Raw genomic sequence first — 21,877 nt, forward strand, 5'->3', positions numbered from 1 at the left:
GTGGAACATGTCCGACATCGAGCTGCGGACCGGCCCGGCGCACGACCTGGCGGCCCTGGCCGCGCTGATCCGGGGCCGCACGCTCCGGCCGGGCGACGAGGGCTTCGCCGACGCCTGCTCCGGCTGGCTGCTGACGGTCGAGCACCGGCCCGCCGTGGTCGTGGTCGCCGCCGACGCCGGCGACGTGGCCACCGCCGTCACGTACGCGGCCCGGACGGGACGTGTGGTCGCGGTGCAGTCCACCGGGCACGGCAAGTCGCTGCCCGCCGACGGAGCCGTCCTCATCGCCACCGGCGAACTGCGCGAGCTGTCGGTGGACCCGGACGCCCGCACCGCGCGGATCGGCGCGGGCCTGCGCTGGGGCGAGGTGGTCGCCGCCGCGGCCCCCCACGGGCTCGCGCCGCTGTGCGGATCGTCGGCCGAGGTCGGCGTGATGGGCTTCCTGACCGGGGGCGGGCTCCCGCTGGCCGCCCGCACGTACGGGTTCGCCGCCGACCGCGTCCGCTCGCTCGACGTCGTCACCGCCGACGGGCGGCTGCGGACCGTCTCACCCGGCAGCGAGCCCGACCTGTTCTGGGCGGTACGCGGCGGCAAGGGCAACTTCGGCGTCGTCGTCGCGGCCGAGATCGAGCTCCTGCCGCTGCGCACGGTCTACGGCGGCGAGCTGTACTACCCGGGCGAGGACCCCGAGCACACCGCCCACCTCCTGCGTTCCTACCTGGCCTGGGCGAAGGAGCAGCCGGAGGAGATGTCGTCCTCGGTGACGCTGGTGCGCTTCCCCGACGCGCCGCAGTTGCCGCCGGAGTTCCGCGGCCGTTCGATGGTGCAGGTCCGGACGGTGTACGCCGGGGACGCGGAGCGGGGCGCCCGGCTGGTGCAGCCGCTGCGCGCGCTCGGCCCGGAGAAGGACACCTGCGCGGCCATGCCGTACAGCCGGATCACCGAGATCTACCAGGACCCCCGCCACCCGGTCTCGGCGCACCTGCGCAGCGCGCTGCTGCGCGAGCTGGACGACGACGCCGCCGCGGAGCTGGCCTCGTTCATCGACCCCGCCCGGACGCAGGGCCCGTTCCCCGGGATCCAGCTGCGTCACCTGGGCGGGGCGCTGGACCGGCCGCCCGCCCGTCCGCACGCGGCCGGCACCCGGGGCGCGGCCTTCCTGCTGTGGATGCGGCTGCCGGCCCCGCCCGGCCAGGCCGAGGCGGCGCGCGCGGCCGCCGACGAGGTGCTGGACCGGCTGCGGCTCTGGGACACCGGCGCCCTGCTGCCGAGCTTCCTGTTCGACCACGACGCGGCCCCGGACCGGGTCAGGCGGGCCTACTCCGAGGCGGACCACCGGCGGCTGTCCGCGCTCAAGGCCCGGTACGACCCGGACCGGCTGTTCCGCGTCAACCACAACATCGCCCCGGCCGCGTCGTGAGGCGGCGCCGGCCCGGAGCGGTCCGGGCCGGCGCCGGGCGGCCGGTCACACCTGCCGGAAGTACCACAACTGCTGGCCCGCGTACTCGTCGCAGGTCCACTGCTGGATGTTGGCGCCGTTGTGCGTCCAGCCGTGGTCGACGTCGAGGCACTTGCCGCTCTTCTGGTTCTCCAGGAAGTAGAAGGTGTTCCACCATGCGTCGGTGTAGGCGTACTTCCAGCGCCACAGCTGCTGCGGGACGTTGACGCATTCCCACTGCTTCACGTTGGCGCCGTCGAAGGTGTAGCCGTTGTCGACGTCCAGGCACTTGCCGCTGTGCTGGGCGCGCAGGAAGAACCACTCGCTGCCGGGGGCCGCCCGCTGGAACTGCCAGTGCTGCTGCGGGACGTTCACGCACTCCCACTGCTTCACGTTGGCGCCGTCGAAGGTGTAGCCGTTGTCGACGTCCACGCACTTCTCCGGCGCGGGGAAGCGCCGGCGGATCTCGAACAGGTAGGACCAGGGCTCGGCGAGCGTGCGCCCGCGAGCCGCCACGGCCCCGGAGGCCGGGGCCGCCGCCGACCACAGGGGCACGGCGACCGACACGACCATGATCACGGCCAGCAGCCCCCGGCGGCCGATCCGTCGAAGATGTACGCCTTTGCGCACCGCATGCTCCTTTCCGGTGTTCCGTCCCTTGCAGGGTGCGCCGCCGGCGGCGGGAGGGCATGAGTACCGCCTACTCAGGTGGGCGGGCTGGCCATCGAGGGGTGGGAGCGTCCATGATCGGCTCATGCTCAGCACCAGTGAGGGCGCGCCGACGAGCGCCTACGTGACCCGCCGGCCGCTGCTCGCCGGCGCCAACCCGTACGTCACCCTCTACGACGGCGACGTCCCCACCGGGTACGCCTCCCTGTGGCAGGTCGACTGGTCCACGCACGGCGCCGGCGCGGTGATGGTGGTGTGGACGCCCGCCGGGTTACGCGTCGTGAGCGACGACCCGGAGCTCGGGACGTGGATCGAGGAGCACTTCGTCCGGCACTTCGACGAGGCCGCCGCGCTGCCGTCCTGGCCCGCCGCGCGGGTGGAACGGGCCGCCGTGGACCTGCGCGTCGACCCCGCGACGGGCACGCATGCGACGGCGGCCGGCCTGGCGGTCAGCATCACCGGGCCGCTGGACGCCAGGCCGTTCTCGATGGCCGACTTCCCGCTGCTGGGCGTCAGCCACGGGCTGTCGATGCAGATCATCCCGTGCGAGCACGCCTCGATCACCGTGGACGGCGTCCCGGTGCCGGGCCGGCCGGCCGTCACGTGGCCCGGCGGCCGGCCCGTCTCGTCGGCCATCACCACCGTCCACGAGGCGTGGAGCAGGTGAGACCGGACGCCCGCCGCGCCTCCACTCCGGTCGAGCGGCGGGCCAGCAGGGCGAAGCGGTGGGCGTGGGCGGCGGCGCGCTGAGGGCCCGGTTGACCTCTTCGAGGTCGCGGCCGCCCACCTGCTGGGTGACGAAGACCCCGCCGTCGGCCAGCACGCGGCGGACCTCGCGCGGGTCGAACGACTCGTGCCGGTTCGCCACCACGGCGAACGCGCCGGCGGGGAACGGCAGCACGTCGTCCTCCCGGACCGCGGCCACCTCGACCCCGAGCGGCGCCAGGCGGCGGCGGGCGATCGGCAGGTTGGGCGGGTGGCCCTCCGTGGCGGCGGTGCGCGGCGGCAGCGGCGCCAGCCCGGCCAGGAACTCGCCGCCGCCGGTCCCCATGTCCAGCAGCGAGGCCGCGCCGGGCAGCCGGCCGCGCAGGAGGCGCTCGTAGCTCCAGGGCAGCGGCTCCTCGACGACCCGGCCGCCCAGGGCGGTGAAGTCCCAGCCCTCGATCACCGCCGCCGACGCCCGCGCGACCAGCTCGCCGTACTCCATGGCCGTGATCGTCCCTGACGCCGCCGGCGCCCGTCACGCGGTTTTCCGACGGAGGTCAGGGGCGATCGGGGACTTTCGGCCCTGACCGGCGCGTCGTCCCGCCGGGAAGGGTGGAGGCAAGGGGCGGCCCGGAGAGCGGTACGCGTATGCGCGCGCCCGGCTGCCGCCGTCCAGAAGCGGCCCTCCTGCAAGGACGTGACCATGTGCAATTACTGCGGCTGCCGGGAGTTCCCACTGATCGGCCGCCTGTCCCAGGAGCACTGGGACATCCAGGAGTGCGCGGGGGCGCTGCGCCGCGCCATCGGGGAACTGCGCCAGGGTGACGCCGTGGCGCTGCTGGCGGACCTGATGGCCCGGCTCGTCCCGCACACCGACGCCGAGGAGAGCGGGCTGTTCGCCGAGCTGCACGCCGAGGGGTCGCTGGCCGAGGAGGTGGAACGGCTGTGCGCCGAGCACGCCGACATCCACGGCATCCTCGGCGCGATCGACCCGGCCGCGCCCGACTGGCCCGCCGTGCTGGACGCCCTCGACCGCCTCCACTGGCACATCGACCACGAGGAGCACGGCCTGTTCCCGGCGGCCGTCATCATGCTGCCGCCGGCCGCCTGGGACCGCATCACACCCGGCCGGTCCCCGGCAACGACCGCCTGACCAGCCCATCGGGGCTGGCCGAGATACAGCTCGCCCTGGACCACCAGCAGCCCGAAGCGGCGGCCGACGGCGGCGAGCACCAGGGCGCGGCGCTCGTCGTCCAGCAGGCGCCGGGCCAGGGGCAGCAGGACGAGGGAGACGGCGAGCTGGCCGCCGACCCACAGCGCGGCCCCGAGCACGTGCAGGAAGCGCACCACCGCCCACCAGGTCATCGCGCGCCCACACGGTCGCCGGGCGACGGGCGGCGGGGGATGCCGGTCGCGCCGAGGTGGAGCCGGGCGTAGAAGTCCTCCAGCGCGGCCAGGGTGCTGTTGATCGTGCTGGGGGCGTAGCGGCCGTCCAGCTCGCCGTGGTAGGCGTGGGCGGTGCGGACGGCCACGGTCGTGTCGGCCAGCGGCTCGCCGGCCAGCAGGCCGCGCTCGCAGGCGGCGGCGACCCAGGTCAGGTAGCGGCCGACGCGGCGCAGGTAGCTGGCCTTGCTGGAGGCGGCCAGCGGCGAGCCGGCCAGCGCGGCGGCGTAGGCGGCCAGCATCGTGTCATAGGGCGCGGCCAGTCCGCCGGGCCTTGTCCTGTCATCCATGGGCGGCCAGTGCTCCTCGCAGGAGGTGGTCCACGACGTCGGCGGCCGAGTGGTCGTCGGGCAGGCCGTCCAGGAAGCCGAGGTCCTGGCCCAGGGTGAGCAGGGCGGGCTCGTGGTAGCCGTCGGCGCGGTGCTGGCCCAGGCCGATGGCGGCGGTCAGCCCGTTGCACAGGCACTGACGGCCCTCGGCCTCCTCGGCGGGCCGGCCCTTGCGGACGTAGGCGTCCACGGGTTCGGCGGGGCAGCGGTAGCCGATCGCGCCGCCGGGCCTGACGTACGGGGTGCGCAGGTAGCCCAGGTCGCACAGCCGGGGACGCCGGTCGAACACCTCGGGCTCCGACAGGGTGCCGGGCAGGCTCGCGACCTTGAACGGGAATCCGGTGGGCGAGGCGCGCGGGTCGTTGCGCACCTCCAGCGCGCCCCGGCGGGCCCGGCTCAGCATGCGCCGCCGCAGGCCGTCGTCGAGGCCGGACTCCCGGCACAGCGCGAACGCCGTCCCCACCTGGATGCCGGCGGCGCCGGTGGCCCGCGCGGCGGCCGCGCCGCCGGGGGTGGCGTAGCCGCCGGCCAGCCAGAACGGCAGCCCGATCGCGGCGACCTTGGCGGTGTCGGCCGCGTCGCGCGGCCCGTAGACGGGTTCGCCGCGCTCGTCCAGCACCAGCCGCCCGCGCGGCGGCGCGCTGTGCCCGCCGGCCACCGGCGTCTCCAGGACGAACCCGTCGGGCCTGGTCACCGGCGAGCGCGCCAGGTAGGCGGCCAGCACGTGGGAGGAGACGATCGCCAGCAGCCTGGGCCGCCGCAGCGGCTCGGCCGGGGCGGCCCCGGGCCACAGCGCGGCCGGGTCGAGGCCGGTCGTGTGGCGGGCGTCGCCGGCCTCGGCCACGGCGACGGTGATCTCGGCCGGGCGGTGGGCGGCGAAGGCGTCGAGCAGCGCCGGGATCTCGGCCGGGATGCCGGCGCCCATCAGCACGTAGTCGACGCCGGCCAGCATCGCGCCGTAGGCGGCGGCGGGCGTGGCGAGCTGGATCTTCTCCAGGTAGTTGACGCCGACGGGCCCGTCGTGGCCTTCCTTGGCCAGGAAGACCTCGGCGAAGTTGGCGACCACGGCCAGCTCGTCGCGGGCCCGGCTGGGCCGCAGCCCGAGCCGGGGCACCGGCCGGTACGGCGTGCCGGGCGCGATCCCGCCGGGCACGAAATAGCGTCCGAGCACGCGTTCGGCGAGCTCGGGGACGGGGCAGCAGGCCAGTGCCCGGCGCAGGTCGCCGCCGGGGTCGCCGCGCTGGAGGCGGCGGGCCAGGGTGACGTCCAGGGCGGTGCCCGACACCACGCCGAGCTGCCCGGTACGGGCGACCGCGCGCGCCAGCCGCCACCCGGACACCGCGACGCCCATGCCGCCCTGGATCAGGACGGGGAGCCTGGCCTCAGACACGCCGGTGGACGGCACGAGGTCCGCCGGCTGGGTGGTTCCGGACGTCGCCGGTCGCATGGTTCCCGTCCCCCTCACGCGTCGGCGGCGAGGGTGGCGCCGCAGGTCAGCAGGGCGGCGCCGGTGAGCGTCAGCAGCCCGCCCAGGCCGATGGCCAGGTTGCCGAGCTGCCAGGCCTGGTAGGCGTTGAGCAGGGAGGCGCGCAGCATCTGGCCGGTGAACGCGGTCCGCCGCAGGCTCTCCAGCTCGGCGTCCGCGCCGCCCGCCGCGAACAGCTCGGCGCTGACCTGCGCGTACGTCCGGCCGCCGGTGGCGGTCAGCACGTTGCGGCCGATCACCTGGGCGTAGGCCCTGGCCTGCGGGCCGGTCAGGACGGCGCGGCCCTGGTGGGCGGCGACCTCGTCGGGCAGCCCCTTGGCGGGGAAACTGATGGCCTGCCGGCGCAGCTCATCGCGGATCTCGCCGCGCGCCCGGACGCCGCGGGCGGCCATGACGGGACCGGCGGCCGCCATCGCGGCGCCGGCGGCGCCCAGAAGCGCCCTCGCCGCGCCTCGGACAACGCTCATCTCATCCTCCTGGTCACGTGGATCGCCGGTGGACCGGCGGGGTGGATCGGCGGGCGGGCGGTCAGCCGGCGGCGAGCCACAGGTCGGGCCCGAAGACCTCGTAGTGCACGTCGCGCGCCGCCACGCCGGCCTTCAGCAGCGCGGCGCGCGCCTCGCGCATGAACGGCAGCGGCCCGCACAGGTAGGCGACCGCGCCCTGCGGGATCGGCACGCCGGCCAGGTCCATCAGGCCGTCGCGGTCGGGGGCCTGGGCGCCGCGCTCGTACCAGAAGACGTGCTCGGGGGCCAGGCGGGTCATGTCCTCGCGCAGCGCGTGCCGGTCGGGCGAGCGGTCGGCGTGCAGGGCCAGGACGCGGCGGCGGGAGCCGGTGGCGGCCAGGTGGTCGAGCATGGCGACCATGGGGGTGCCGCCGATGCCGGCGCTCACCAGCACCAGCGGCGCCTCGGACTCGTCCAGGGTGACGTCGCCGAAGGGCGCCGACAGGGTGAGCTCGTCGCCCTGGCGCACGGTGGCGTGCAGCAGGGTGGACACCTCGCCGGCGGGGTCGCCGTCCACGCGCTTGACGGTGATCCGGCGCAGGCCGTCGCCGGCGTTGGACAGCGTGTACTGGCGCAGCTGGCGCACGCCGTCGGGCATCTCGACCTGGACGCTGACGTACTGGCCGGGGCGGGCGGGCGGCGGGGGCTCCTCCCCGACCGGGGTGAGCAGGAAGGAGGCGACGTCGGGCGTCTCCTCGCGGCGGCCGGCCACCCGCCAGCGCCGCCACGTGCGGCCCTCGACGGCGCCGGCCTCGGCGTAGAGGCGGGCCTCCATCGCGATCAGGGCGCCGGCCATCAGCCAGTAGACCTCGTCCCAGGCGGCGGCGACCTGCGGGGTGACGGCCTCGCCCAGCACCTCGGCGATCGCGCCGAACAGGTACTTGTGCACGATCACGTACTGGTCGTCGGTGACGCCGACCGCGGTGTGCTTGTGCGCGATGCGCGCGAGCAGGTGGTCGGGCCGCTGGTCGGGGTGGTCCAGGAGGGTGGTGGCGAAGGCGGCGACGGAGGCGGCCAGCGCCTTGCGCTGCTCGCCGCTGGCCTGGTTGCCGCGGTTGAACAGGCCGTCCAGCAGCTCGGGCCGGTCGGCGAACATCGTCGCGTAGAACCGCTCGGTGATGGCGTCGAGCGAGGCGCCCACGACGGGCAGCGTGGCGCGGACGACGGCGGCGGATTCCGCGGACAACATGGTGACCTCCACAGTCCCAGGGTGAGACCCGCGACGGCGGGCGGTTCTCAGGCTAGGAGCGCGGCCCGGCCGCCGACCGGGGCGAACGTCCGCAGTCGGAGGGCCGAAGGTCCCGGACGGGACATCCGGCCGGCCGCGGGCCGGTCGCCGGGCAAGAGGGGACTTTCGTCCCTGCCGCGGGCGGGGGCGGGTCGGGGATCCTGGAGACCATGCAGCTCGACTCGTCCGGACTGCAGGTGCTCTCCGAGGAGGAGTGCTTCCTGCTGCTGTCCTCGATGCCCATCGGGCGGATCGTGTTCACCGATCGTGCCCTGCCCGCCGTCCAGCCGGTGAACTTCTGTCTCGACGGGCGGTCCGTCGTGATCCGCACCGCGGCGGGGTCGAAGCTGGCGGCGGCCACTCGGCGGGCCGTGGTGGCCTTCGAGGCCGACGACTTCGACGCCGGGCTGCGCACCGGCTGGTCGGTCACGGCGGTGGGGCACGCGCGCGAGGTGACCGACGCCGCCGAGCTGGCCCGCCTGGCGCAGCTGCCGCTGACGACGTGGGCGCCGGGCGACCGGGACCACTACATCGTGGTCGAGGCCGAGCAGATCTCCGGCCGCCGCATCGCGCCCGCCCGCGCGACCGTCGGGTGACGGGTCTTCGAGCGGTCGGCGCCGCCCCCGGTCCGGGGGGCGGCGCCGGCTCTCAGTCCTCGTGCGCGGTGGTCACCAGGCCGTAGTCGCCGTCGTCGCGGCGGTAGAGGAGGCAGCCCGCTCCGGTGCCGGAGTCGGCGAAGAAGACGAACGGGAAACCGGTCAGCTCCAGCCGGTCGAGTGCCTGCGCGGCGGTGAGGCGGGGGGCCGGCAGCGGGCTGATCGAGATCGCCGCGCAGGTCGGCGCCGGCAGGCCGGGACGGGGGTCGAGCCGGGCCAGGCGGTAGCCGTCGCCGGTGCGGTAGATGACGCTGTCCTGGCCGGTCGCGGTCTCGGTGAACAGCAGGAAGTCGTAGTCGAGGTCGTCCAGGTCCACCGCCGCCTCGTCGGGCACGGCGCGGGCGGCCGTGAAGGTCCGGACGATCCGGCGTTCCCCGGCGGGCGGGGCGGGGTGGGGCGGCCGGGGGTGGCGGCCGCGCCGGTTCTCCCAGTCCCGGGCGCTCTCCAGCAGCCGCGCCCGCAGCCGGTCGCCGAGCAGGTGGATGGCGGCGCGGGTGGAGGCGGCGCCGGCCCGGGCCCTGATGAGCCGGCCCTGGACGTCCACCACGGCCTCGGCCGTCCGCCGCTCCCCCGCGACCTGCGGGGTGGCGGCGAGCTTGACGGTCGCGCCGAGCACCGGCTCGTGGGCGAGCCGGGTCAGGTCGGCCACGGTGTGGCGGGCACGCCGCACGTCGGCCGCGCGCACGCCGCCGCCGCGGATCCTGACCTGCACGTCGTCGGCGTCAAGGGCGATGGGCCTGTGCCTCATTCGGGAACACCTTCTTCGCATCCGGTGATGTTGATCCAAGCCTCTGGCCTGGGCGGATGCGGCTCCAGAGCCGTAGGTCCCGCCGCGCGGGGACCTACGGCCCGCCGGGCGGCGGGCGGCCCTCAGGAGCGGCGGTAGCCGGGATGCACGCCCGGCGTCAGGCCCTGGTCGGCGGCGACCAGCTCCAGCAGGGCGAGCAGCTGGCCGCGCTGGTCGGGGCTGAGGCACGAGGTCAGGTCGGCCTCGTGCGCCATCGCGGTCTTCCTGATGTCCTCCATCACCTTCGCGCCCTGCTCGGTCAGGTGCAGCTCGTGGTTGCGGCGGTCGCCGGCCGAGCGGCGCCGCTCCACCAGTCCGGCCCGGTCGAGCGGGTCGAGCAGCGCGGTGACCCGGCTGGGCACGACGCCGAGGGCGGCGGCGAGCGACTGCTGGCTGCGGCCGGGCTGGAGGGCGATCATCCGCAGCAGGCCGACGTCGGACGGCGACAGGCCGAGCTCGGCGACCCGCGCGGCGAACCGGCCGGCGGCGTGCGCGCCGAGCTGCGCGAGCAGGAAGGCGACGCCCATCGGGCGGTTGCGGGACGCGGACACAGCGCATACTGTACTCCGCACAGAACCATTCACAAGAGTGAACCTTTCTCCAGAGAGAAGTAATATGCGATGACCACCGACCGGCCTGACTGGCCCAGACATCCCGGACTGGAGGGCAAGGTCGCCCTCGTCACCGGCGGTTCCCGCGGCATCGGCGCGGCCACCTGCCACGCGCTGGCCGCCAACGGCGTCCGGGTCGCGGTCACCGGCCGCGACATCGAGGCGGTGGACCGCGTCGTCGCCTCGATCGCCGCCGAGGGCGGCCGGGCGCTGGCCGCGCCCGGCGACGTGACCGACGCGGGCGTCCTGGCCCGCATCCGCGCCGAGGTGGAGGCCGCGCTCGGGCCGGTGGACATCCTGGCCCCCTTCGCCGGCGGGCAGGGCGCGCCCGCGCCGACCGCGGGGCTCGACCCCGGCCGCTGGCGCGCCGTGCTGGAGTCCGACCTGACCTCGGTGTTCCTCACCGTCCACGAGTTCCTGCCGGGCATGCTGGCGCGGCGCGCCGGGTCGATCATCCTGATGTCGTCCACCGCGGGCCGCCACCCCGGAGGCGCCAACGCCGCCTACGCCGCCGCCAAGGCCGGCGTGGTCATGTTCGCCCGGCACCTGGCCGCCGAGGTGGGCGGCGACGGCGTGCGGGTCAACTGCCTGGCGCCCTCGGCCGTGCTCAACGACAAGCTCGCCGCGCTGCCCGCCGAGCGGCTCGCCCAGCTCGCCGCGGCGTTCCCGCTCGGGCGCGTCGGCCGTCCCGCCGACGTCGCCCAGGCCGTCCTCTACCTCGCCTCGCCCGCCGCCGCCTGGGTGACCGGGGCGACCCTCGACCTCACCGGCGGACGGCTCTCATGAACGCCGCGCTCCGCCCGTCCCTCGCACCCATCGCCCCGACGGAGGCCATGTCATGACCGATCCGATGACCGAACGGCTCGTCCGGTTCCAGCGGCCCGACGCCCTGCCGTACCTGATCGGCGCGGACGAGGCCCGCCTCGCCGCCCTGTTCGGCCTCGACGCCGGCGCCTACCGCGCGCTGCTGGACGGCTTCGACCGCCAGACCCGGCAGGCCGCCGAGACGCTGCTGGCCCGGCCCGGCCTCGCCGACGCCGTCGACCGGCTGCCCCTGCGCCCCGAGGGCGACCGCGACGCCTTCCACGTGGTGGCCCTCGGCGAGAGCACCACCGCCGACCGCCTGTCCTGGTTCGAGATCCTGCACCGGCTGGTCGCGCTGCGCCGTCCCGGCGACGCCGTCCGCTTCACCAACCTGGCGATCTCCGGCAGCACCACCACCCAGGCGCTCACCCAGCTTCCCGCCCTCGGCTTCCAGCGGCCCGACCTGGTGCTGTGCATGATCGGCGCCAACGATGCCCAGCACCTGGCCCCCGACGCGCCGACGCTGGTCAGCGCCGCCGAGACCGAGCGCAACCTGGCCATGCTGCACGACCTGGCCCAGCAGCGGGGGCCCGTCCGCTGGGTCTGGCTCACCCCGAGCCCCTTCGACGAGCCGCGCGCCGCCGCCTACCCGCACTTCCGGCGCGCCGGCATCACCTGGGCCGGCAAGGACGTCGACGCCACCGCCGACCACCTGCTGGGCCGTCCCGAGCCGGTCGTGGACACCAGGCTCGCCGTCCGCGAGGAGCACCACTTCCTCGACGACGGCGTGCACCTGAGCATCGAGGGCCAGCGCGAGATCGCCGAGGCCGTCGTACGGGCCCTGGCCGGTGCGGCATGAAGCTGATGGTCCTCGGCGCGACCGGCGGGACCGGACGCCAGGTGGTCGAGCAGGCGGTCGCCGTCGGGCACGACGTCACCGTCCTGGCCCGCGACCCCGCCCGCGTCCCGGCGGCCGAGCGGGTGAGCGTGATCGGCGGCGACGTGCTGACCCCCGGCCCCTGGCGGGACGCCGTCGCCGGGCACGAGGCCGTGCTGTCGTGCCTGGGCAGCACCGACCGCGCCCACCCCACCACCGTCTACTCCCAGGGCACCGCCAACGTCATCGCCGCCATGCGCGACAGCGGGGTGCGCCGCCTGCTGTGCCTGTCGTCGGCGGGCCTGGACATCCCGCCGGGCACGCCGCTGGGCCGCCGCCTGGTCACCCGCTTCGTGATCCAGCGCCTCTACCGGCACGGCTACGCCGACATGAGACGCATGGAGGCCGCCGTCACCGCCGCCCACGACCTCGACTGGACGATCGTGCGCCCGCCGATGCTCACCGACGGCCCGCTGACCGGCCGCTACCGCACCGCCGAGAACGCGCCCCTGGCCAAGGCAGGCTCGATCTCCCGCGCCGACCTGGCCCACTACCTGCTCCACCACCTCGCCGACGAGCACAACCGCCACGCCGTCGTCGAGATCGCCGGCGGCTCCTGACTTCTCCGGCGAGCCGCGGCGAACCCTGGCGAAGGGCCGCGTCACGGCCGCCCTGCGCGATCCCGCGCCCGGCGCGCTGGCGATCACCGGCCCGCCGGGCGCCGGCAAGAGCCGGCTGGTGCACGAGGCCCTCGCCACGCTCGATCCGTCCCGGTTCGTCGTGCATTCCGTGCCGGCCACCTCGGGCAACTCCGACGTCCCGCTCGGCCCGCTCGGCGTGCTCGTCCCCGACGGCGTCGTGGGCGTGGCCGGCCGCCACCTCCCGGCCGGCGGCGGCCTCAGCCCAGCCGGCCGGCCAGGAAGCGCAGGGCGCTGTCGATCTCGAAGTCCGGCACGTCGGCGTGCCCGCCGGGGTTGGCGTGCAGGGTCTTCTCGGCCGAGGCCAGGGCGTCGAACAGGGCCAGGGCCTCGGCCCGGGGCACCCGTTCGTCGTCCCACTGCAGCAGGAACCGCACCGGGACGGTGATCGCGGCGGCGGCCTGGGCCGAGGCGAGCGAGGTGCCGCTCAGCCCCAGCACGGCCGCGCCGATCCGCGGCTCGGCGGCCACCAGCGGGATCCCCAGGGCGCAGCCCAGCGACACGCCCCAGTAACCCACCGGTCCATGGTCGCCGAGCGCGTCCAGGACCGACCGCCATTCCGGCACGGTCCGGGCGGCCAGCAGCGTGTGCAGCTCGGCCAGCAGCGGGGTGGGGTCGCCCGCGCCGGCCATCCGCTCCCGCATGGCGGTGATGATCCGCTCGTGCTCGGCGCTCCGGGGCCGGTCGCCGTGGGCCGGCGCGTCGACGGCCGCCGCCGCGAGGCCGCGTTCGGCCGCCAGCCGGCGCGCGCGTCCGACGACGCCCGGGGCCCGCTTGTGCTGCCCGCCGCCGTGCCCGATCAGGACCAGGCCGCGGGGGTCGGCGTCCTGTGGGGTCCACAGGACGCCGGGGACGTCGCCTAGGGTGAAGGATCGTTCGATGACGCCGTCGGCCGACGTCCGGGAGAGAAAACGCATGCGCGTCCTGAGCCTTTCGGGATGCCTTGTGCGGGCGCTCCCTAGGCGATGCGCGTGAGGGAGCCCCGACCTGTCACAACGTTGATCGGTCTCACCTCCTCAGCTCGAATGCGTGGCAAAACGTACCACACCATCAGTTTTCGGCGGCGGTGAAGGAGATCCACACGTCCGGCGGGACGTCCGGGCGGTTCGGGACGGGCAGGCGTTCCTCCGTCCACGCCTCACCGGCGAACTCGGTCGCGACGCGCCGCCAGAACGCCACGCCCGCCGTGTTGGCGTCCTGGAAGGCGATCCGCCACGGCCCCGGGTGCCGGGAGATCACCTCCCGGACGACCCGCAGCCCGATCCCGGACCGTCGTGCCCCGCGGACCACGAAGAAGCTGTTCAGCACCCGGACCGGGCCGGCCGCTGCCCGGACGAACGCGAACCCGACGGGCCGGTCGCCGCTGGTGAACAGGTAGGCCGTCCAGTCGTCGCCCTCGAGGGCGGTGCGCAGGCGGTCGCCGTGGTAGGTGCCGTCGGGGTCGGGCAGGCCGCCCTGGAAGTCCGCCATGTCGTGGCGGAACATGAGCCAGAGGCGTTCGACGGTGGGGTGGTCCGCGGCCTCGACGGGCCGCACGTTTACCGCAGAAATGGTCATACAAGCACTCTCGGCCAGATGCAACATCCGGCCGGAAGGTACAAACTAGCAGAAGACGATCATCGCAGGCGACCCGCGGGCGTCAGCCGTGCAGCAGGTCGAGGATGTGCGGCCAGGCGTCGGCTCCGAGCCCGGCGTCGGCGACCGGGTCGCCCCCGTACAGGAAGTCCGGCGACTCGGGGGCGGGCCCCTCCCCCGGCAGTCGCGGGCGATGACCCGCCTCGGCCCGGCTGACCACCCGCACCGGGCGGCCGGCGGCACGACGCCGGGCGGCCAGCCGCCCGGCGAACGGCAGGGACGGCCACATGGCGTCATCGCCGCCCGCCACCAGCAGCACGTCGGCCGCCGCCGCCTCGATCGGGATCTCCGCGGCCGGCAACAGGTCGGCGAACGTGCGCTCGCTGAGCTCGTACAGCTCGCGCAGGGCCAGCGGGCCGTGCTCGGGCTCGGCCTCGGCCCAGTCGTCGTCGTACGGGACGAACGGCAGCGGCTGCCCCCGCCACGTCCACGACGACCGGTAGGGACGTTTCTCCCCGTCCGCCCCCGGCCCGACGTTGCCCCACACGACCGAGGTCGGCGACAGCGCCACCACCCCGCCGACCCGCCGATCCCGCACGGCGGTCAGCAGCGCGGCCTCGGCCCCCTTCGACATGCCCAGCACGCAGACCCGCCGGACGCCGGTGGACTCCAGCAGATCGACGGCCGACACGAACGTCTCCAGCGGGATCTCGCAGATGCCCGGCGGCTGGCCCGGACCGCCGAACCAGCGGATCGACAGCGCGGTCACCCCCTCCGCGGCCAGCAGGCGGGCCCTGTCCCGTTCGATCCGCCCGCTCGACCCGGCCAGCACGAGCACGCCCGTGCGGACGGCCGGGCCCGGCGTGACCAGGACGCCTTCCCACGGGGAGCTCAGTTCACGCTCGTCCATCACCGTCACCCCTCGGCACTCGGCGGAACGGCATTCTACTGAGACGGCGTGCCCCTCGAAATGGTGCATCATGGCCGTAACACCCCATGACGAGCGGAGAACACCATGTCCTTCCAGGCCTACCTGGACAACATCGAGGGCAAGACCGGCCTGACCCCCCGTCAGTTCATCGCCCTGGCGAAGGAACGCGGCTTCGACGCCCCGTCCACCAAGGCCGGCACGATCATCGACTGGCTCAAGCAGGACTACGACCTCGGACGCGGCCACGCCATGGCCCTCGTCCACGTGATCAAGAAGGGGCCGCAGATCGACGCCAAGCACGTCGGCGGCACCGGTTCCCACCGCGACGAGTCCGACGTCCTCTGGCTGGACGGCAAGGACAACCGTCCCGGCCCCGCCTGACCCGTCCGGCGGGGGTGACCACCGCCGGACGGCTTTACATTGGAGATCGGTAAGGGTCAGAAGTCGGCGTCGAAGCTGACCGAGCCGGTCACCCCCACCTGGTACGCCGACACCCGCCGCTCGAAGAAGTTCGACAACTCCTGCACGTCCTGCAGCTCCATGAACGCGAACGGGTTCTTCGACCCGTACAGCGGCTCGACGCCGAGCTGGGCCAGCCGCCGGTCGGCCACGTGCTCCAGGTACGCGCGCATGTCCGCCGTCGACATGCCCGGCACGCCCTGCCCGAGCAGGTCCTCGGCGAACTGCGCCTCGCAGTCGACCGCCTCGGCCAGCATCTCCCTGACCTGGCGGGCCATCTCCTCGTCGAAGAGGTCCGGCTCCTCCTGCCGGACGACGTCCACCACGTCGAAGGCGAAGGCCATGTGCATGGACTCGTCACGGAAGACCCAGTTGGTGCCCGAGGCCAGCCCGTTCAGCAGGCCGCGCGAGCGCAGGAAGTAGACGTAGGCGAACGCGCCGTAGAAGAACAGGCCCTCGATGCAGGCGGCGAAGCAGATCAGGTTGAGCAGGAACGCCCGCCGGTCCTCGCGGGTCTCCAGCCGCTGGAGGCTGCCGATGGAGTCGATCCAGCGGAAGCAGAACTCGGCCTTGCGCCGGATGGAGGGGATGTTCTCCACCGCCGCGAACGCCGCGAACCGCTCCTCCTCGTCCGGCACGTACGTGTCCAGCAGGTTCAGGTAGAACTGGACGTGCACCGCCTCCTCGAACAGCTGCCTGCTCAGGTACAGGCGCGCCTCGGGCGCGTTGACGTGCTGGTAGAGGTTGAGCACCAGGTTGTTGGCCACGATCGTGTCGCCGGTGGCGAAGAAGGCGACCAGGCGGCTGACCAGGTGGCGCTCGGCCGCCGACAGCTTGGGCAGGTCGTTCAGGTCGGAGTGCAGGTCCACCTCCTCGACCGTCCAGGTGTTCTTGATCGCGTCGCGGTAGCGGTCGAAGAACAGGGGGTAGCGCATGGGCCGCAGGGTCAGGCTCATGCCCGGGTCGAGCAACATCGGGTTCTCCTCGGGGGTCACTGGCAGGCCTCGCACGACTCGGGGTTCTCCAGGGAGCACACCAGGGCCTCCTCGGACTTGTTCGCGCGGGGCGCGGAGGGCGCGGAGGGCGCGGTGGGCGCGGCGGGCGTGAGGGGCACGGTGGCCTGCTGGATGCGGGTGGCCGGGCGCGAGCGCAGGTAGTAGGTGGTCTTCAGGCCGGACTTCCAGGCGTACAGGTACATCGAGGAGAGCTTGTCGATCGTCGGCGCGCTCATGAACAGGTTGAGCGACTGGCTCTGGTCGATGAACGGCGAGCGCGCGGCGGCCATGTCGATCAGCGCCCGCTGCGGCAGCTCCCAGGCGGTGCGGAACAGCCGGCGTACGTCCTCCGGCAGCTCGGCGATGCCCTGCACCGAGCCCTCGGCCTGCTTGATGGCCGCCCGGACGCGGTCGTTCCACAGGCCGCGCGACTTCAGCTCGGCCACCAGCGCGTTGTTGATCTGCAGGAACTCCCCGCTCAGCGTCTCGCGCTTGAACAGGTTGGACACCTGCGGCTCGATGCACTCGTAGCAGCCGACGATCGAGGCGATGGTGGCGGTCGGCGCGATCGCGATCAGCAGCGAGTTGCGCAGGCCGTGGGCGGCGATGCGCTCGCGCACCGCGTCCCAGCGCCCGGCCTGGGTGCCGCTCTGGCCCCACAGGTCGTGCTGGAGCCGGCCGCGGGCCGCCCACGTCTGGTCGTAGGCGGGGTGGGCGCCGAAGCGCTCGGCCAGGCCGGCGGAGGTCTCCAGCGCCGACAGGTAGATCTCCTCGGCGATCCGGGTGGACAGCTCCTTGGCCTCGGCCGAGTCGAACGGCAGGCGCAGCGCGAAGAAGACGTCCTGCAGGCCCATCACGCCGAGGCCGACCGGGCGCCAGCGCGGGTTGCTGGCCGCGGCCTGCTCGCTCGGGTAGTAGTTGATGTCGATCACCCGGTCGAGGAAGGTGACCGCGGTGCGGACGGTGGCGCGCAGCCGCTCCCAGTCGATGCCGCGGTCGATGCCGCCGTCGGGGGCCGCTGCCTGCCCCGTGCCCGTCAGGTGGGCGGCGAGGTTGACCGAGCCCAGGTTGCAGACCGCGGTCTCGGCGTCGCTGGACACCTCGACGATCTCGGTGCACAGGTTGGACAGGTGCACCACGTTGCCGGGCTCGGCCGCCTGGTTGCACAGGCGGTTGGCGGCGTCCTTGAAGGTCATCCAGCCGTTGCCGGTCTGGGCCAGGGTGCGCATCATCTTGGCGTACAGGTCGCGGGCCTTGATCTGCCGGACGTACCGCCCGTCGCGCTCGGCGGCGCGGTAGGCCTCCTCGAACGCCTCGCCCCACAGGTCGGGCAGCTCGGGGACCTCGTCGGGGTCGAACAGCGACCAGGTGCCGTCGGCCTCGACCCGGCGCATGAACTCGTCGGGGATCCAGTTGGCCAGGTTGAGGTTGTGGGTGCGGCGGGCGTCCTCGCCGGTGTTGTCGCGCAGCTCCAGGAACTCCTCGACGTCGGGGTGCCAGGGCTCCAGGTAGACGCAGGCCGCGCCCTTGCGCCGGCCGCCCTGGTTGACGGCGGCCACCGACGCGTCGAGCGTGCGCAGCCACGGGACGATGCCGTTGGAGTGCCCGTTCGTGCCGCGGATCAGCGCGCCCCGGGAGCGCACCCGCGACCAGGAGATGCCGATCCCGCCGGCGAACTTCGACAGCTGCGCCACCTGGGCGTACCGGTCGTAGATGGAGCCGATCTCGTCACGGGGCGAGTCGACCAGGTAGCAGGAGGACATCTGGGTGTGCCGGGTGCCGGAGTTGAACAGCGTCGGCGAGCTGGGCAGGTAGGCCAGCGACGACATGAGCCGGTAGAAGCCGACGGCCTCGGCGGGCGTCTCGGCCAGCCCGCAGGCCACGCGCAGCAGCCAGTACTGCGGCGTCTCCACCACCAGCCGGGTGGACGGGTGGCGCAGCAGGTAACGGTCGTAGACCGTCCGCAGCCCGAAGTACTCGAACCGCAGGTCGGCGGTGACGTCGATGGCGTCGTCGAGCTTGCGGGCGTTGGCGTTGACGAACTCGGCGGTCTCGTCGCCGATGAGCCCCTCGGCGTGGCCCAGCCGGATCGCCTGGCTGAAGGAGGCCACGCCCTGCCCGCGGACCTCCTTGTCGATGTAGCCCGACAGCAGCCGCGCGGCCAGGCGCGAGTACTGCGGCTCCTCGCCGATCATCTCGGCGGCCGTCTGGATGGACAGCCGGTCCAGCTCGGCGGTGGTGGCCCCGTCGTAGAGGCCGCTGATCGTCTTGGTGGCCACCCGCATCGGGTCGATGTCCGTCAGATCGGTCGCCCAGTGCTCCACCGCACGTACGATCTTGTTGACGTCGACCGGCTCCGCGGTGCCGTTGCGCTTGCGCACCTGCATCTGGACGCGCCGCGGCGCGGACCTGTCGGCGTCCGCCCGCGCCGTCGCGGCCAGGTCCGTCATCGGGTCCCCTGTGACCGTCACTGCGCTCTCCCCTCGTGAACTCGGTCAGCGGCCGAGAACGCGCGCAGGAGGCGGACGGCGAGGCGCCACAGCCCTCTCGCCGGTGCCGTCCACCGTCCCGCGCGGTCTCGGACCAGCCGCGCGCGCATGATCGCGCGCGGCGCGCCGGCAGGTCTTCGGACTCGTGGGCATGCTGTCGCTGCCTACTGGCCGTCGCTTCCCGGGCCTTCGGCCCAGTGCGTCTGACGGCGTTCGTTCCCACTTACCGCTGCGGGGCAGTCCCGGATTCCCACCGGGTTCCCTCTTGCCTCGGCCGCCCTGGCGGGGCGACCGAACCGGCTGCGGGAGACACCATATATAGGGCGGATCAAAAAGTCACACCCAACATCTCGTGTTGCGAAGAACCCACGCTCCGATCCGGCCATCCGCCACGGGGCCGCGCCCGCGAGGCTGGCGGCCCGATTGTGATCGACGTCATAGGCCCGCGATGCCCCGTTTTCGCTACCTTAGGTATCGATACTTCAAGTAGCGAAAACCTGAGGAGACGAGCATGAGCGAGACCACCGGCCTGCGTCCGGTCACGCCCGACTGGGACACCGTCACCCCCGCCGAGCTGGCCGCCTACGTCGAGGCGGAGAACCGGCTGCGCGCCTCCGTCGAGGCACAGGCGATCACCGGCCGGCCGGATCCCGGCGCCGCCGTCGACTGGCGGACGGTGGCGCTGCCCGGCCGCGACATCCGCGTCCGGGTCCACCGGCCCCGAGCGGCCGAGCCGGGGGACGCCCTGCCGCTCGTGCTGCACGTGCACGGGGGCGGCTTCGTCGGCACGGCGCCGCAGAGCGACTGGGTCAACAGCCACCTGGCCGCCCACCTGCCCGCCGTCGTCGTCTCGGTGGACCACCGGCTGCTCGACTGGCGCACGCCGCTGGCCGCCGCCGCCGACGACGGCTGGGACGTGCTCCGGCACGTGCTGGAGAACGCCGCGCAGTGGGGCGTCGACCCGGCGCGGGCCGTCCTGTTCGGCGAGAGCTGCGGCGGCCTGATCTGCGCCCTGGCCGCGATCAGGGCCCGCGACGCCGGTCTGCCCCTGAAGGCCCAGGTGCTGGTCAACCCCGCCGTGGAGGTGGCCGGGACGATGTTCGACCACCCCTCGATGACCCAGTACGCCGACACCCCGACGCTCAGCGTGCCGGTGTTGCGGCTGTTCCACCGGCTCGCCGTGCCCGAGGGGACGGACGCCCGCGCGCTCTCCCCGCTGTACGCCGACGACCTGGGCGGGCTGGCCCCGGCGCTCGTGGCGGTGCCGACCCACGACCCGATCGCCGACCACGGCCGCCGCTACGCCGAGGCGCTGCGGGCCGCCGGCACCCCCACCCGCCTGGCCGAGTACCCCGAGGCCGGGCACGCCTTCCTCAGCATGCCGGTGCTGGCCCCCCAGGCCGAGGACGCGCGGGCGGACATCCTGGGCTTCCTCCGCGACGCCCTCACCGCGTAACCCGCGACCGGAGCGGGCAGGCGAGGACGACCCGGCCCCTCGCGCGGCGCCGGGTTCTGCTTCATGATTCGGGGTGTCACCCCGTGGCCCCTCGCGATGGGACGGTCAGTGAAGCGCATCCTCGCCTGGATCGGCGTCAACGTCGACATCCTCGTCGCCCTGGCGGTGGCGGTCGTCGTGAGCATCTTGGACGTCGCGGGCATCGCCACCGCGGAGGCCGTCAGCAACGCCACCGTGGCCACGCTGGCGGTGCTCGCGTTCGTCATGCTGCGCAGCCGGACGCGGGCGCAGTCGGCGGAGAACGCCGTGGAGCGGGCCGTGCTCGCCGCCGATCGCAAGCTCGACCTGCTGCCGTCCCTGCTCCAGGAGCAGTCGGCGGTCCGGCTGGTGCGCGGCGAGGAGTTCAACCGGGTGCTGGCGCAGGCGCGCGGGGACACCGACCGGTGGATCTTCAAGGGCTCGACGGGCGCGTACGTGCGCGCGGTGACGCTGCCCGAATGCCTGGCCAAGGCCCGTCAGGGACGGCGGGCGCTGCTGGTCCGGCTGGAGATCCTGGACCCGGACGACCTCGCGCTGTGCGAGCGGTTCGTCCGCCTGCACCGGAGCCTGGCGCTGGACGACGACAGCCCGGAGCTGACCTGGACCGCCGACGGCACCCGCAGGGAGCTGTACGCGACCGTGTTGTCGGCCTGCTGGCATCACCAGCGCTACGAGCTCCTGGACATCGAGATCGGGTTCTCCTCGATCGCCTCGACGTTCCGCTACGAGCTGTCCTCCCGCCACATGTTCATCACGCAGCGGGGGCCCGGCTTCCCCGCCACCGTCATCACCGGGAACGCGCTCGCCCTCGACTGCTGGGCCACCGAGCTGCACGCCAGTCTCCGCCAGGCGCGCCCGCTGAACCTGCGGGGCGCCGAGGACGTGACGTTGTCGTTCTCGCCCACGGTCGAGGAGGTGCGGGCGCTGTTCGAACGCCTCGGCCTCGCCCTGCCCGGCGCCTACGGCGACGAGGACGTCGAGGAGATCGTCGGGATGGCCTTCAGGAACGTCGACCCGTACGACAAGGCGGCGGCCTGGGGGTGAGCCGCCGCCGGCGCGGTCAGCGCCCGGCGTCCCGGGCGACGATGCCGTGCGCCAGCCGGGCCAGGGCGGCGCCGATCTGCCCGGGGGTGAGGCCGCGCCTGCGCTGCTCGGCGTAGACGTCGGGGCTGAGCGGGGCGAGCAGGATGTCGGCCAGCGCCTCGGTCTCCGGGACGCCCGCCTCGGTCAGCAGCACCCGCACGTGCGCCCGCCAGAACCCGTAGGCGCCGGTGGCGTAGCGCAGGGCGCCCTGCTCGGCGCCCAGGACGAGCGAGATGTGCTCGTCCAGCAGGCCGACCATCGCGGCGTAGAAGGCGGCAAGCCGGTCGGCGGGGGGCGCGCCGGGGCCGAGCGGCGGGTCGCCGCGCAGCAGGCGTTCCTGCAGCGCGCGCTCGTGCTCGTCGAGCAGGGCCTGCGCGATCGAGACGGTGTCGGGATAGCGGCGGTAGAGCGTGCCGCGCCCGACGCCCGCGGCCTTGGCGATGTCGTCCATCGTCACGCCGCGCGGGTCGCGGGTGGCGAACAGCTCGGCCGCCGCGGCGAGCACCTTGGCGCGGTTGCGGGCGGCGTCGGCGCGCTCCCGCGGGCGGCTCGCCTCCGCCACGGGACGTCCGGTCAGCAACTCGGTACGGGACTCCATGGCGGCGACTCTAAC

Annotated in this window: 24 protein-coding genes and 1 riboswitch; of the genes, 11 read left to right on the forward strand and 13 right to left on the reverse strand. The window is 74.2% G+C overall.

The window, feature by feature from the left end:
- Positions 1-7 precede the first annotated feature (7 nt).
- On the forward strand, positions 8-1,420 hold the full coding sequence (locus ACFYYW_RS37385; RefSeq protein ID WP_387656269.1) for an FAD-binding oxidoreductase: 1,413 nt from the start codon (positions 8-10) through the stop codon (positions 1,418-1,420).
- Positions 1,421-1,465: 45 nt separating this feature from the next.
- On the opposite strand, the gene ACFYYW_RS37390 is transcribed toward ACFYYW_RS37385, so the two are convergent.
- Positions 1,466-2,068, reverse strand: a complete 603-nt coding sequence (locus ACFYYW_RS37390) for an RICIN domain-containing protein (protein WP_387656272.1) — start codon at positions 2,066-2,068, stop codon at positions 1,466-1,468.
- A 124-nt stretch (positions 2,069-2,192) separates the two neighbouring features.
- Between ACFYYW_RS37390 and ACFYYW_RS37395 the strand changes: the two genes are divergently transcribed.
- From ACFYYW_RS37395 to ACFYYW_RS37405, 3 genes are all read left to right on the forward strand, one after another.
- The gene (locus ACFYYW_RS37395; protein WP_387656275.1) at positions 2,193-2,774 is read left to right on the forward strand and encodes a hypothetical protein; all 582 of its coding nucleotides are present in this window, start codon (positions 2,193-2,195) and stop codon (positions 2,772-2,774) included.
- 127 nt (positions 2,775-2,901) lie between these two features.
- Entirely contained in the window at positions 2,902-3,210 is a 309-nt protein-coding gene (locus ACFYYW_RS37400; protein ID WP_387656278.1) for a hypothetical protein, read from the forward strand.
- Between the two features lie 305 nt (positions 3,211-3,515).
- Positions 3,516-3,965 (forward strand): hemerythrin domain-containing protein, encoded by a 450-nt coding sequence (locus tag ACFYYW_RS37405; protein WP_387656280.1) that lies wholly within the window; start codon positions 3,516-3,518, stop codon positions 3,963-3,965.
- 208 nt (positions 3,966-4,173) lie between these two features.
- Here ACFYYW_RS37405 and ACFYYW_RS37410 read toward each other — a convergent pair whose 3' ends face one another.
- From ACFYYW_RS37410 to ACFYYW_RS37425, 4 genes are all read right to left on the reverse strand, one after another.
- Positions 4,174-4,545 (reverse strand): hypothetical protein, encoded by a 372-nt coding sequence (locus tag ACFYYW_RS37410; RefSeq protein ID WP_387656282.1) that lies wholly within the window; start codon positions 4,543-4,545, stop codon positions 4,174-4,176.
- On the reverse strand, positions 4,538-6,031 hold the full coding sequence (locus ACFYYW_RS37415; protein ID WP_387656285.1) for a nitronate monooxygenase: 1,494 nt from the start codon (positions 6,029-6,031) through the stop codon (positions 4,538-4,540). The genes ACFYYW_RS37410 and ACFYYW_RS37415 overlap by 8 nt, the downstream gene beginning before the upstream one ends.
- 14 nt (positions 6,032-6,045) lie before the next feature.
- The gene (locus ACFYYW_RS37420) at positions 6,046-6,537 is read right to left on the reverse strand and encodes a hypothetical protein (protein ID WP_387656288.1); all 492 of its coding nucleotides are present in this window, start codon (positions 6,535-6,537) and stop codon (positions 6,046-6,048) included.
- Positions 6,538-6,598: 61 nt separating this feature from the next.
- On the reverse strand, positions 6,599-7,765 hold the full coding sequence (locus ACFYYW_RS37425) for a globin domain-containing protein (RefSeq protein WP_387656291.1): 1,167 nt from the start codon (positions 7,763-7,765) through the stop codon (positions 6,599-6,601).
- Positions 7,766-7,974: 209 nt separating this feature from the next.
- Here ACFYYW_RS37425 and ACFYYW_RS37430 point away from each other — a divergent pair, with 209 nt between their 5' ends.
- Positions 7,975-8,400 carry a pyridoxamine 5'-phosphate oxidase family protein gene (locus tag ACFYYW_RS37430; protein ID WP_387656293.1) on the forward strand — a complete coding sequence of 142 codons (426 nt, stop codon included), beginning with the start codon at positions 7,975-7,977 and terminating at the stop codon, positions 8,398-8,400.
- 52 nt (positions 8,401-8,452) lie between these two features.
- On the opposite strand, the gene ACFYYW_RS37435 is transcribed toward ACFYYW_RS37430, so the two are convergent.
- Positions 8,453-9,208: a sigma 54 modulation/S30EA ribosomal C-terminal domain-containing protein gene (locus ACFYYW_RS37435; protein WP_387656296.1), complete on the reverse strand. Its 756-nt coding sequence runs from the start codon at positions 9,206-9,208 to the stop codon at positions 8,453-8,455.
- Between the two features lie 122 nt (positions 9,209-9,330).
- Positions 9,331-9,798 carry a MarR family winged helix-turn-helix transcriptional regulator gene (locus ACFYYW_RS37440; RefSeq protein ID WP_387656298.1) on the reverse strand — a complete coding sequence of 156 codons (468 nt, stop codon included), beginning with the start codon at positions 9,796-9,798 and terminating at the stop codon, positions 9,331-9,333.
- Between the two features lie 69 nt (positions 9,799-9,867).
- Here ACFYYW_RS37440 and ACFYYW_RS37445 point away from each other — a divergent pair, with 69 nt between their 5' ends.
- From ACFYYW_RS37445 to ACFYYW_RS37455, 3 genes are read left to right on the forward strand one after another with little or no spacing between them, the layout of a single operon-like run.
- Positions 9,868-10,644 (forward strand): SDR family NAD(P)-dependent oxidoreductase, encoded by a 777-nt coding sequence (locus ACFYYW_RS37445; protein WP_387656301.1) that lies wholly within the window; start codon positions 9,868-9,870, stop codon positions 10,642-10,644.
- Between the two features lie 52 nt (positions 10,645-10,696).
- Complete coding sequence (locus ACFYYW_RS37450) at positions 10,697-11,521, forward strand: SGNH/GDSL hydrolase family protein (protein WP_387656304.1); 825 nt, start codon at positions 10,697-10,699, stop codon at positions 11,519-11,521.
- Positions 11,518-12,159: an NAD(P)-dependent oxidoreductase gene (locus ACFYYW_RS37455; RefSeq protein ID WP_387656307.1), complete on the forward strand. Its 642-nt coding sequence runs from the start codon at positions 11,518-11,520 to the stop codon at positions 12,157-12,159. Before ACFYYW_RS37450 ends, ACFYYW_RS37455 begins: the two co-directional genes overlap by 4 nt.
- Before the next feature lie 278 nt (positions 12,160-12,437).
- On the opposite strand, the gene ACFYYW_RS37460 is transcribed toward ACFYYW_RS37455, so the two are convergent.
- The 3 genes from ACFYYW_RS37460 to ACFYYW_RS37470 form a co-directional block, all read right to left on the reverse strand.
- Positions 12,438-13,154, reverse strand: a complete 717-nt coding sequence (locus tag ACFYYW_RS37460; protein ID WP_387656310.1) for an alpha/beta hydrolase — start codon at positions 13,152-13,154, stop codon at positions 12,438-12,440.
- A 133-nt stretch (positions 13,155-13,287) separates the two neighbouring features.
- Entirely contained in the window at positions 13,288-13,794 is a 507-nt protein-coding gene (locus tag ACFYYW_RS37465; protein WP_387656313.1) for a GNAT family N-acetyltransferase, read from the reverse strand.
- An 82-nt stretch (positions 13,795-13,876) separates the two neighbouring features.
- Positions 13,877-14,722, reverse strand: a complete 846-nt coding sequence (locus tag ACFYYW_RS37470) for an acyl-CoA thioester hydrolase/BAAT C-terminal domain-containing protein (RefSeq protein ID WP_387656316.1) — start codon at positions 14,720-14,722, stop codon at positions 13,877-13,879.
- A 105-nt stretch (positions 14,723-14,827) separates the two neighbouring features.
- Between ACFYYW_RS37470 and ACFYYW_RS37475 the strand changes: the two genes are divergently transcribed.
- Positions 14,828-15,124: a DUF4287 domain-containing protein gene (locus ACFYYW_RS37475; protein ID WP_387656319.1), complete on the forward strand. Its 297-nt coding sequence runs from the start codon at positions 14,828-14,830 to the stop codon at positions 15,122-15,124.
- 56 nt (positions 15,125-15,180) lie between these two features.
- Here ACFYYW_RS37475 and ACFYYW_RS37480 read toward each other — a convergent pair whose 3' ends face one another.
- Both ACFYYW_RS37480 and ACFYYW_RS37485 read right to left on the reverse strand, forming a co-directional pair.
- Positions 15,181-16,212: a ribonucleotide-diphosphate reductase subunit beta gene (locus tag ACFYYW_RS37480; protein ID WP_387656322.1), complete on the reverse strand. Its 1,032-nt coding sequence runs from the start codon at positions 16,210-16,212 to the stop codon at positions 15,181-15,183.
- Complete coding sequence (locus tag ACFYYW_RS37485; RefSeq protein ID WP_387656325.1) at positions 16,194-18,668, reverse strand: ribonucleoside-diphosphate reductase subunit alpha; 2,475 nt, start codon at positions 18,666-18,668, stop codon at positions 16,194-16,196. Before ACFYYW_RS37485 ends, ACFYYW_RS37480 begins: the two co-directional genes overlap by 19 nt.
- Positions 18,669-18,796: 128 nt before the next feature.
- Positions 18,797-19,002, reverse strand: a riboswitch (cobalamin riboswitch).
- 195 nt (positions 19,003-19,197) lie between these two features.
- Here ACFYYW_RS37485 and ACFYYW_RS37490 point away from each other — a divergent pair.
- Positions 19,198-20,142 (forward strand): alpha/beta hydrolase, encoded by a 945-nt coding sequence (locus ACFYYW_RS37490; RefSeq protein WP_387656328.1) that lies wholly within the window; start codon positions 19,198-19,200, stop codon positions 20,140-20,142.
- A 108-nt stretch (positions 20,143-20,250) separates the two neighbouring features.
- Entirely contained in the window at positions 20,251-21,225 is a 975-nt protein-coding gene (locus ACFYYW_RS37495; RefSeq protein WP_387656331.1) for a hypothetical protein, read from the forward strand.
- A gap of 16 nt (positions 21,226-21,241) precedes the next feature.
- Here the strand turns inward: ACFYYW_RS37495 and ACFYYW_RS37500 are convergent, their stop codons facing one another.
- Positions 21,242-21,862, reverse strand: coding sequence for a TetR/AcrR family transcriptional regulator (locus ACFYYW_RS37500; RefSeq protein WP_387656333.1), 621 nt, complete (start codon positions 21,860-21,862; stop codon positions 21,242-21,244).
- Positions 21,863-21,877 lie beyond the last annotated feature (15 nt).

The sequence above is a fragment of the Nonomuraea sp. NPDC001831 genome, assembly GCF_042892035.1.
In the GTDB taxonomy this organism is placed as follows: Bacteria; Actinomycetota; Actinomycetes; order Streptosporangiales; family Streptosporangiaceae; genus Nonomuraea.

Excerpts from the sequence above, each read along its gene's own strand:
- ACFYYW_RS37460 (WP_387656310.1), bottom strand. The coding sequence starts at position 13,154 with ATGCGTTTTCTCTCCCGGACGTCGGCCGACGGCGTCATCGAACGATCC.
- ACFYYW_RS37430 (WP_387656293.1), top strand. The coding sequence starts at position 7,975 with ATGCAGCTCGACTCGTCCGGACTGCAGGTGCTCTCCGAGGAGGAGTGC.
- ACFYYW_RS37420 (WP_387656288.1), bottom strand. The coding sequence starts at position 6,537 with ATGAGCGTTGTCCGAGGCGCGGCGAGGGCGCTTCTGGGCGCCGCCGGC.
- ACFYYW_RS37410 (WP_387656282.1), bottom strand. The coding sequence starts at position 4,545 with ATGGATGACAGGACAAGGCCCGGCGGACTGGCCGCGCCCTATGACACG.
- ACFYYW_RS37445 (WP_387656301.1), top strand. The coding sequence starts at position 9,868 with ATGACCACCGACCGGCCTGACTGGCCCAGACATCCCGGACTGGAGGGC.
- ACFYYW_RS37465 (WP_387656313.1), bottom strand. The coding sequence starts at position 13,794 with ATGACCATTTCTGCGGTAAACGTGCGGCCCGTCGAGGCCGCGGACCAC.
- ACFYYW_RS37490 (WP_387656328.1), top strand. The coding sequence starts at position 19,198 with ATGAGCGAGACCACCGGCCTGCGTCCGGTCACGCCCGACTGGGACACC.
- ACFYYW_RS37415 (WP_387656285.1), bottom strand. The coding sequence starts at position 6,031 with ATGCGACCGGCGACGTCCGGAACCACCCAGCCGGCGGACCTCGTGCCG.
- ACFYYW_RS37455 (WP_387656307.1), top strand. The coding sequence starts at position 11,518 with ATGAAGCTGATGGTCCTCGGCGCGACCGGCGGGACCGGACGCCAGGTG.
- ACFYYW_RS37475 (WP_387656319.1), top strand. The coding sequence starts at position 14,828 with ATGTCCTTCCAGGCCTACCTGGACAACATCGAGGGCAAGACCGGCCTG.
- ACFYYW_RS37425 (WP_387656291.1), bottom strand. The coding sequence starts at position 7,765 with ATGTTGTCCGCGGAATCCGCCGCCGTCGTCCGCGCCACGCTGCCCGTC.
- ACFYYW_RS37500 (WP_387656333.1), bottom strand. The coding sequence starts at position 21,862 with ATGGAGTCCCGTACCGAGTTGCTGACCGGACGTCCCGTGGCGGAGGCG.
- ACFYYW_RS37435 (WP_387656296.1), bottom strand. The coding sequence starts at position 9,208 with ATGAGGCACAGGCCCATCGCCCTTGACGCCGACGACGTGCAGGTCAGG.
- ACFYYW_RS37405 (WP_387656280.1), top strand. The coding sequence starts at position 3,516 with ATGTGCAATTACTGCGGCTGCCGGGAGTTCCCACTGATCGGCCGCCTG.
- ACFYYW_RS37450 (WP_387656304.1), top strand. The coding sequence starts at position 10,697 with ATGACCGATCCGATGACCGAACGGCTCGTCCGGTTCCAGCGGCCCGAC.
- ACFYYW_RS37395 (WP_387656275.1), top strand. The coding sequence starts at position 2,193 with ATGCTCAGCACCAGTGAGGGCGCGCCGACGAGCGCCTACGTGACCCGC.
- ACFYYW_RS37470 (WP_387656316.1), bottom strand. The coding sequence starts at position 14,722 with ATGGACGAGCGTGAACTGAGCTCCCCGTGGGAAGGCGTCCTGGTCACG.
- ACFYYW_RS37385 (WP_387656269.1), top strand. The coding sequence starts at position 8 with ATGTCCGACATCGAGCTGCGGACCGGCCCGGCGCACGACCTGGCGGCC.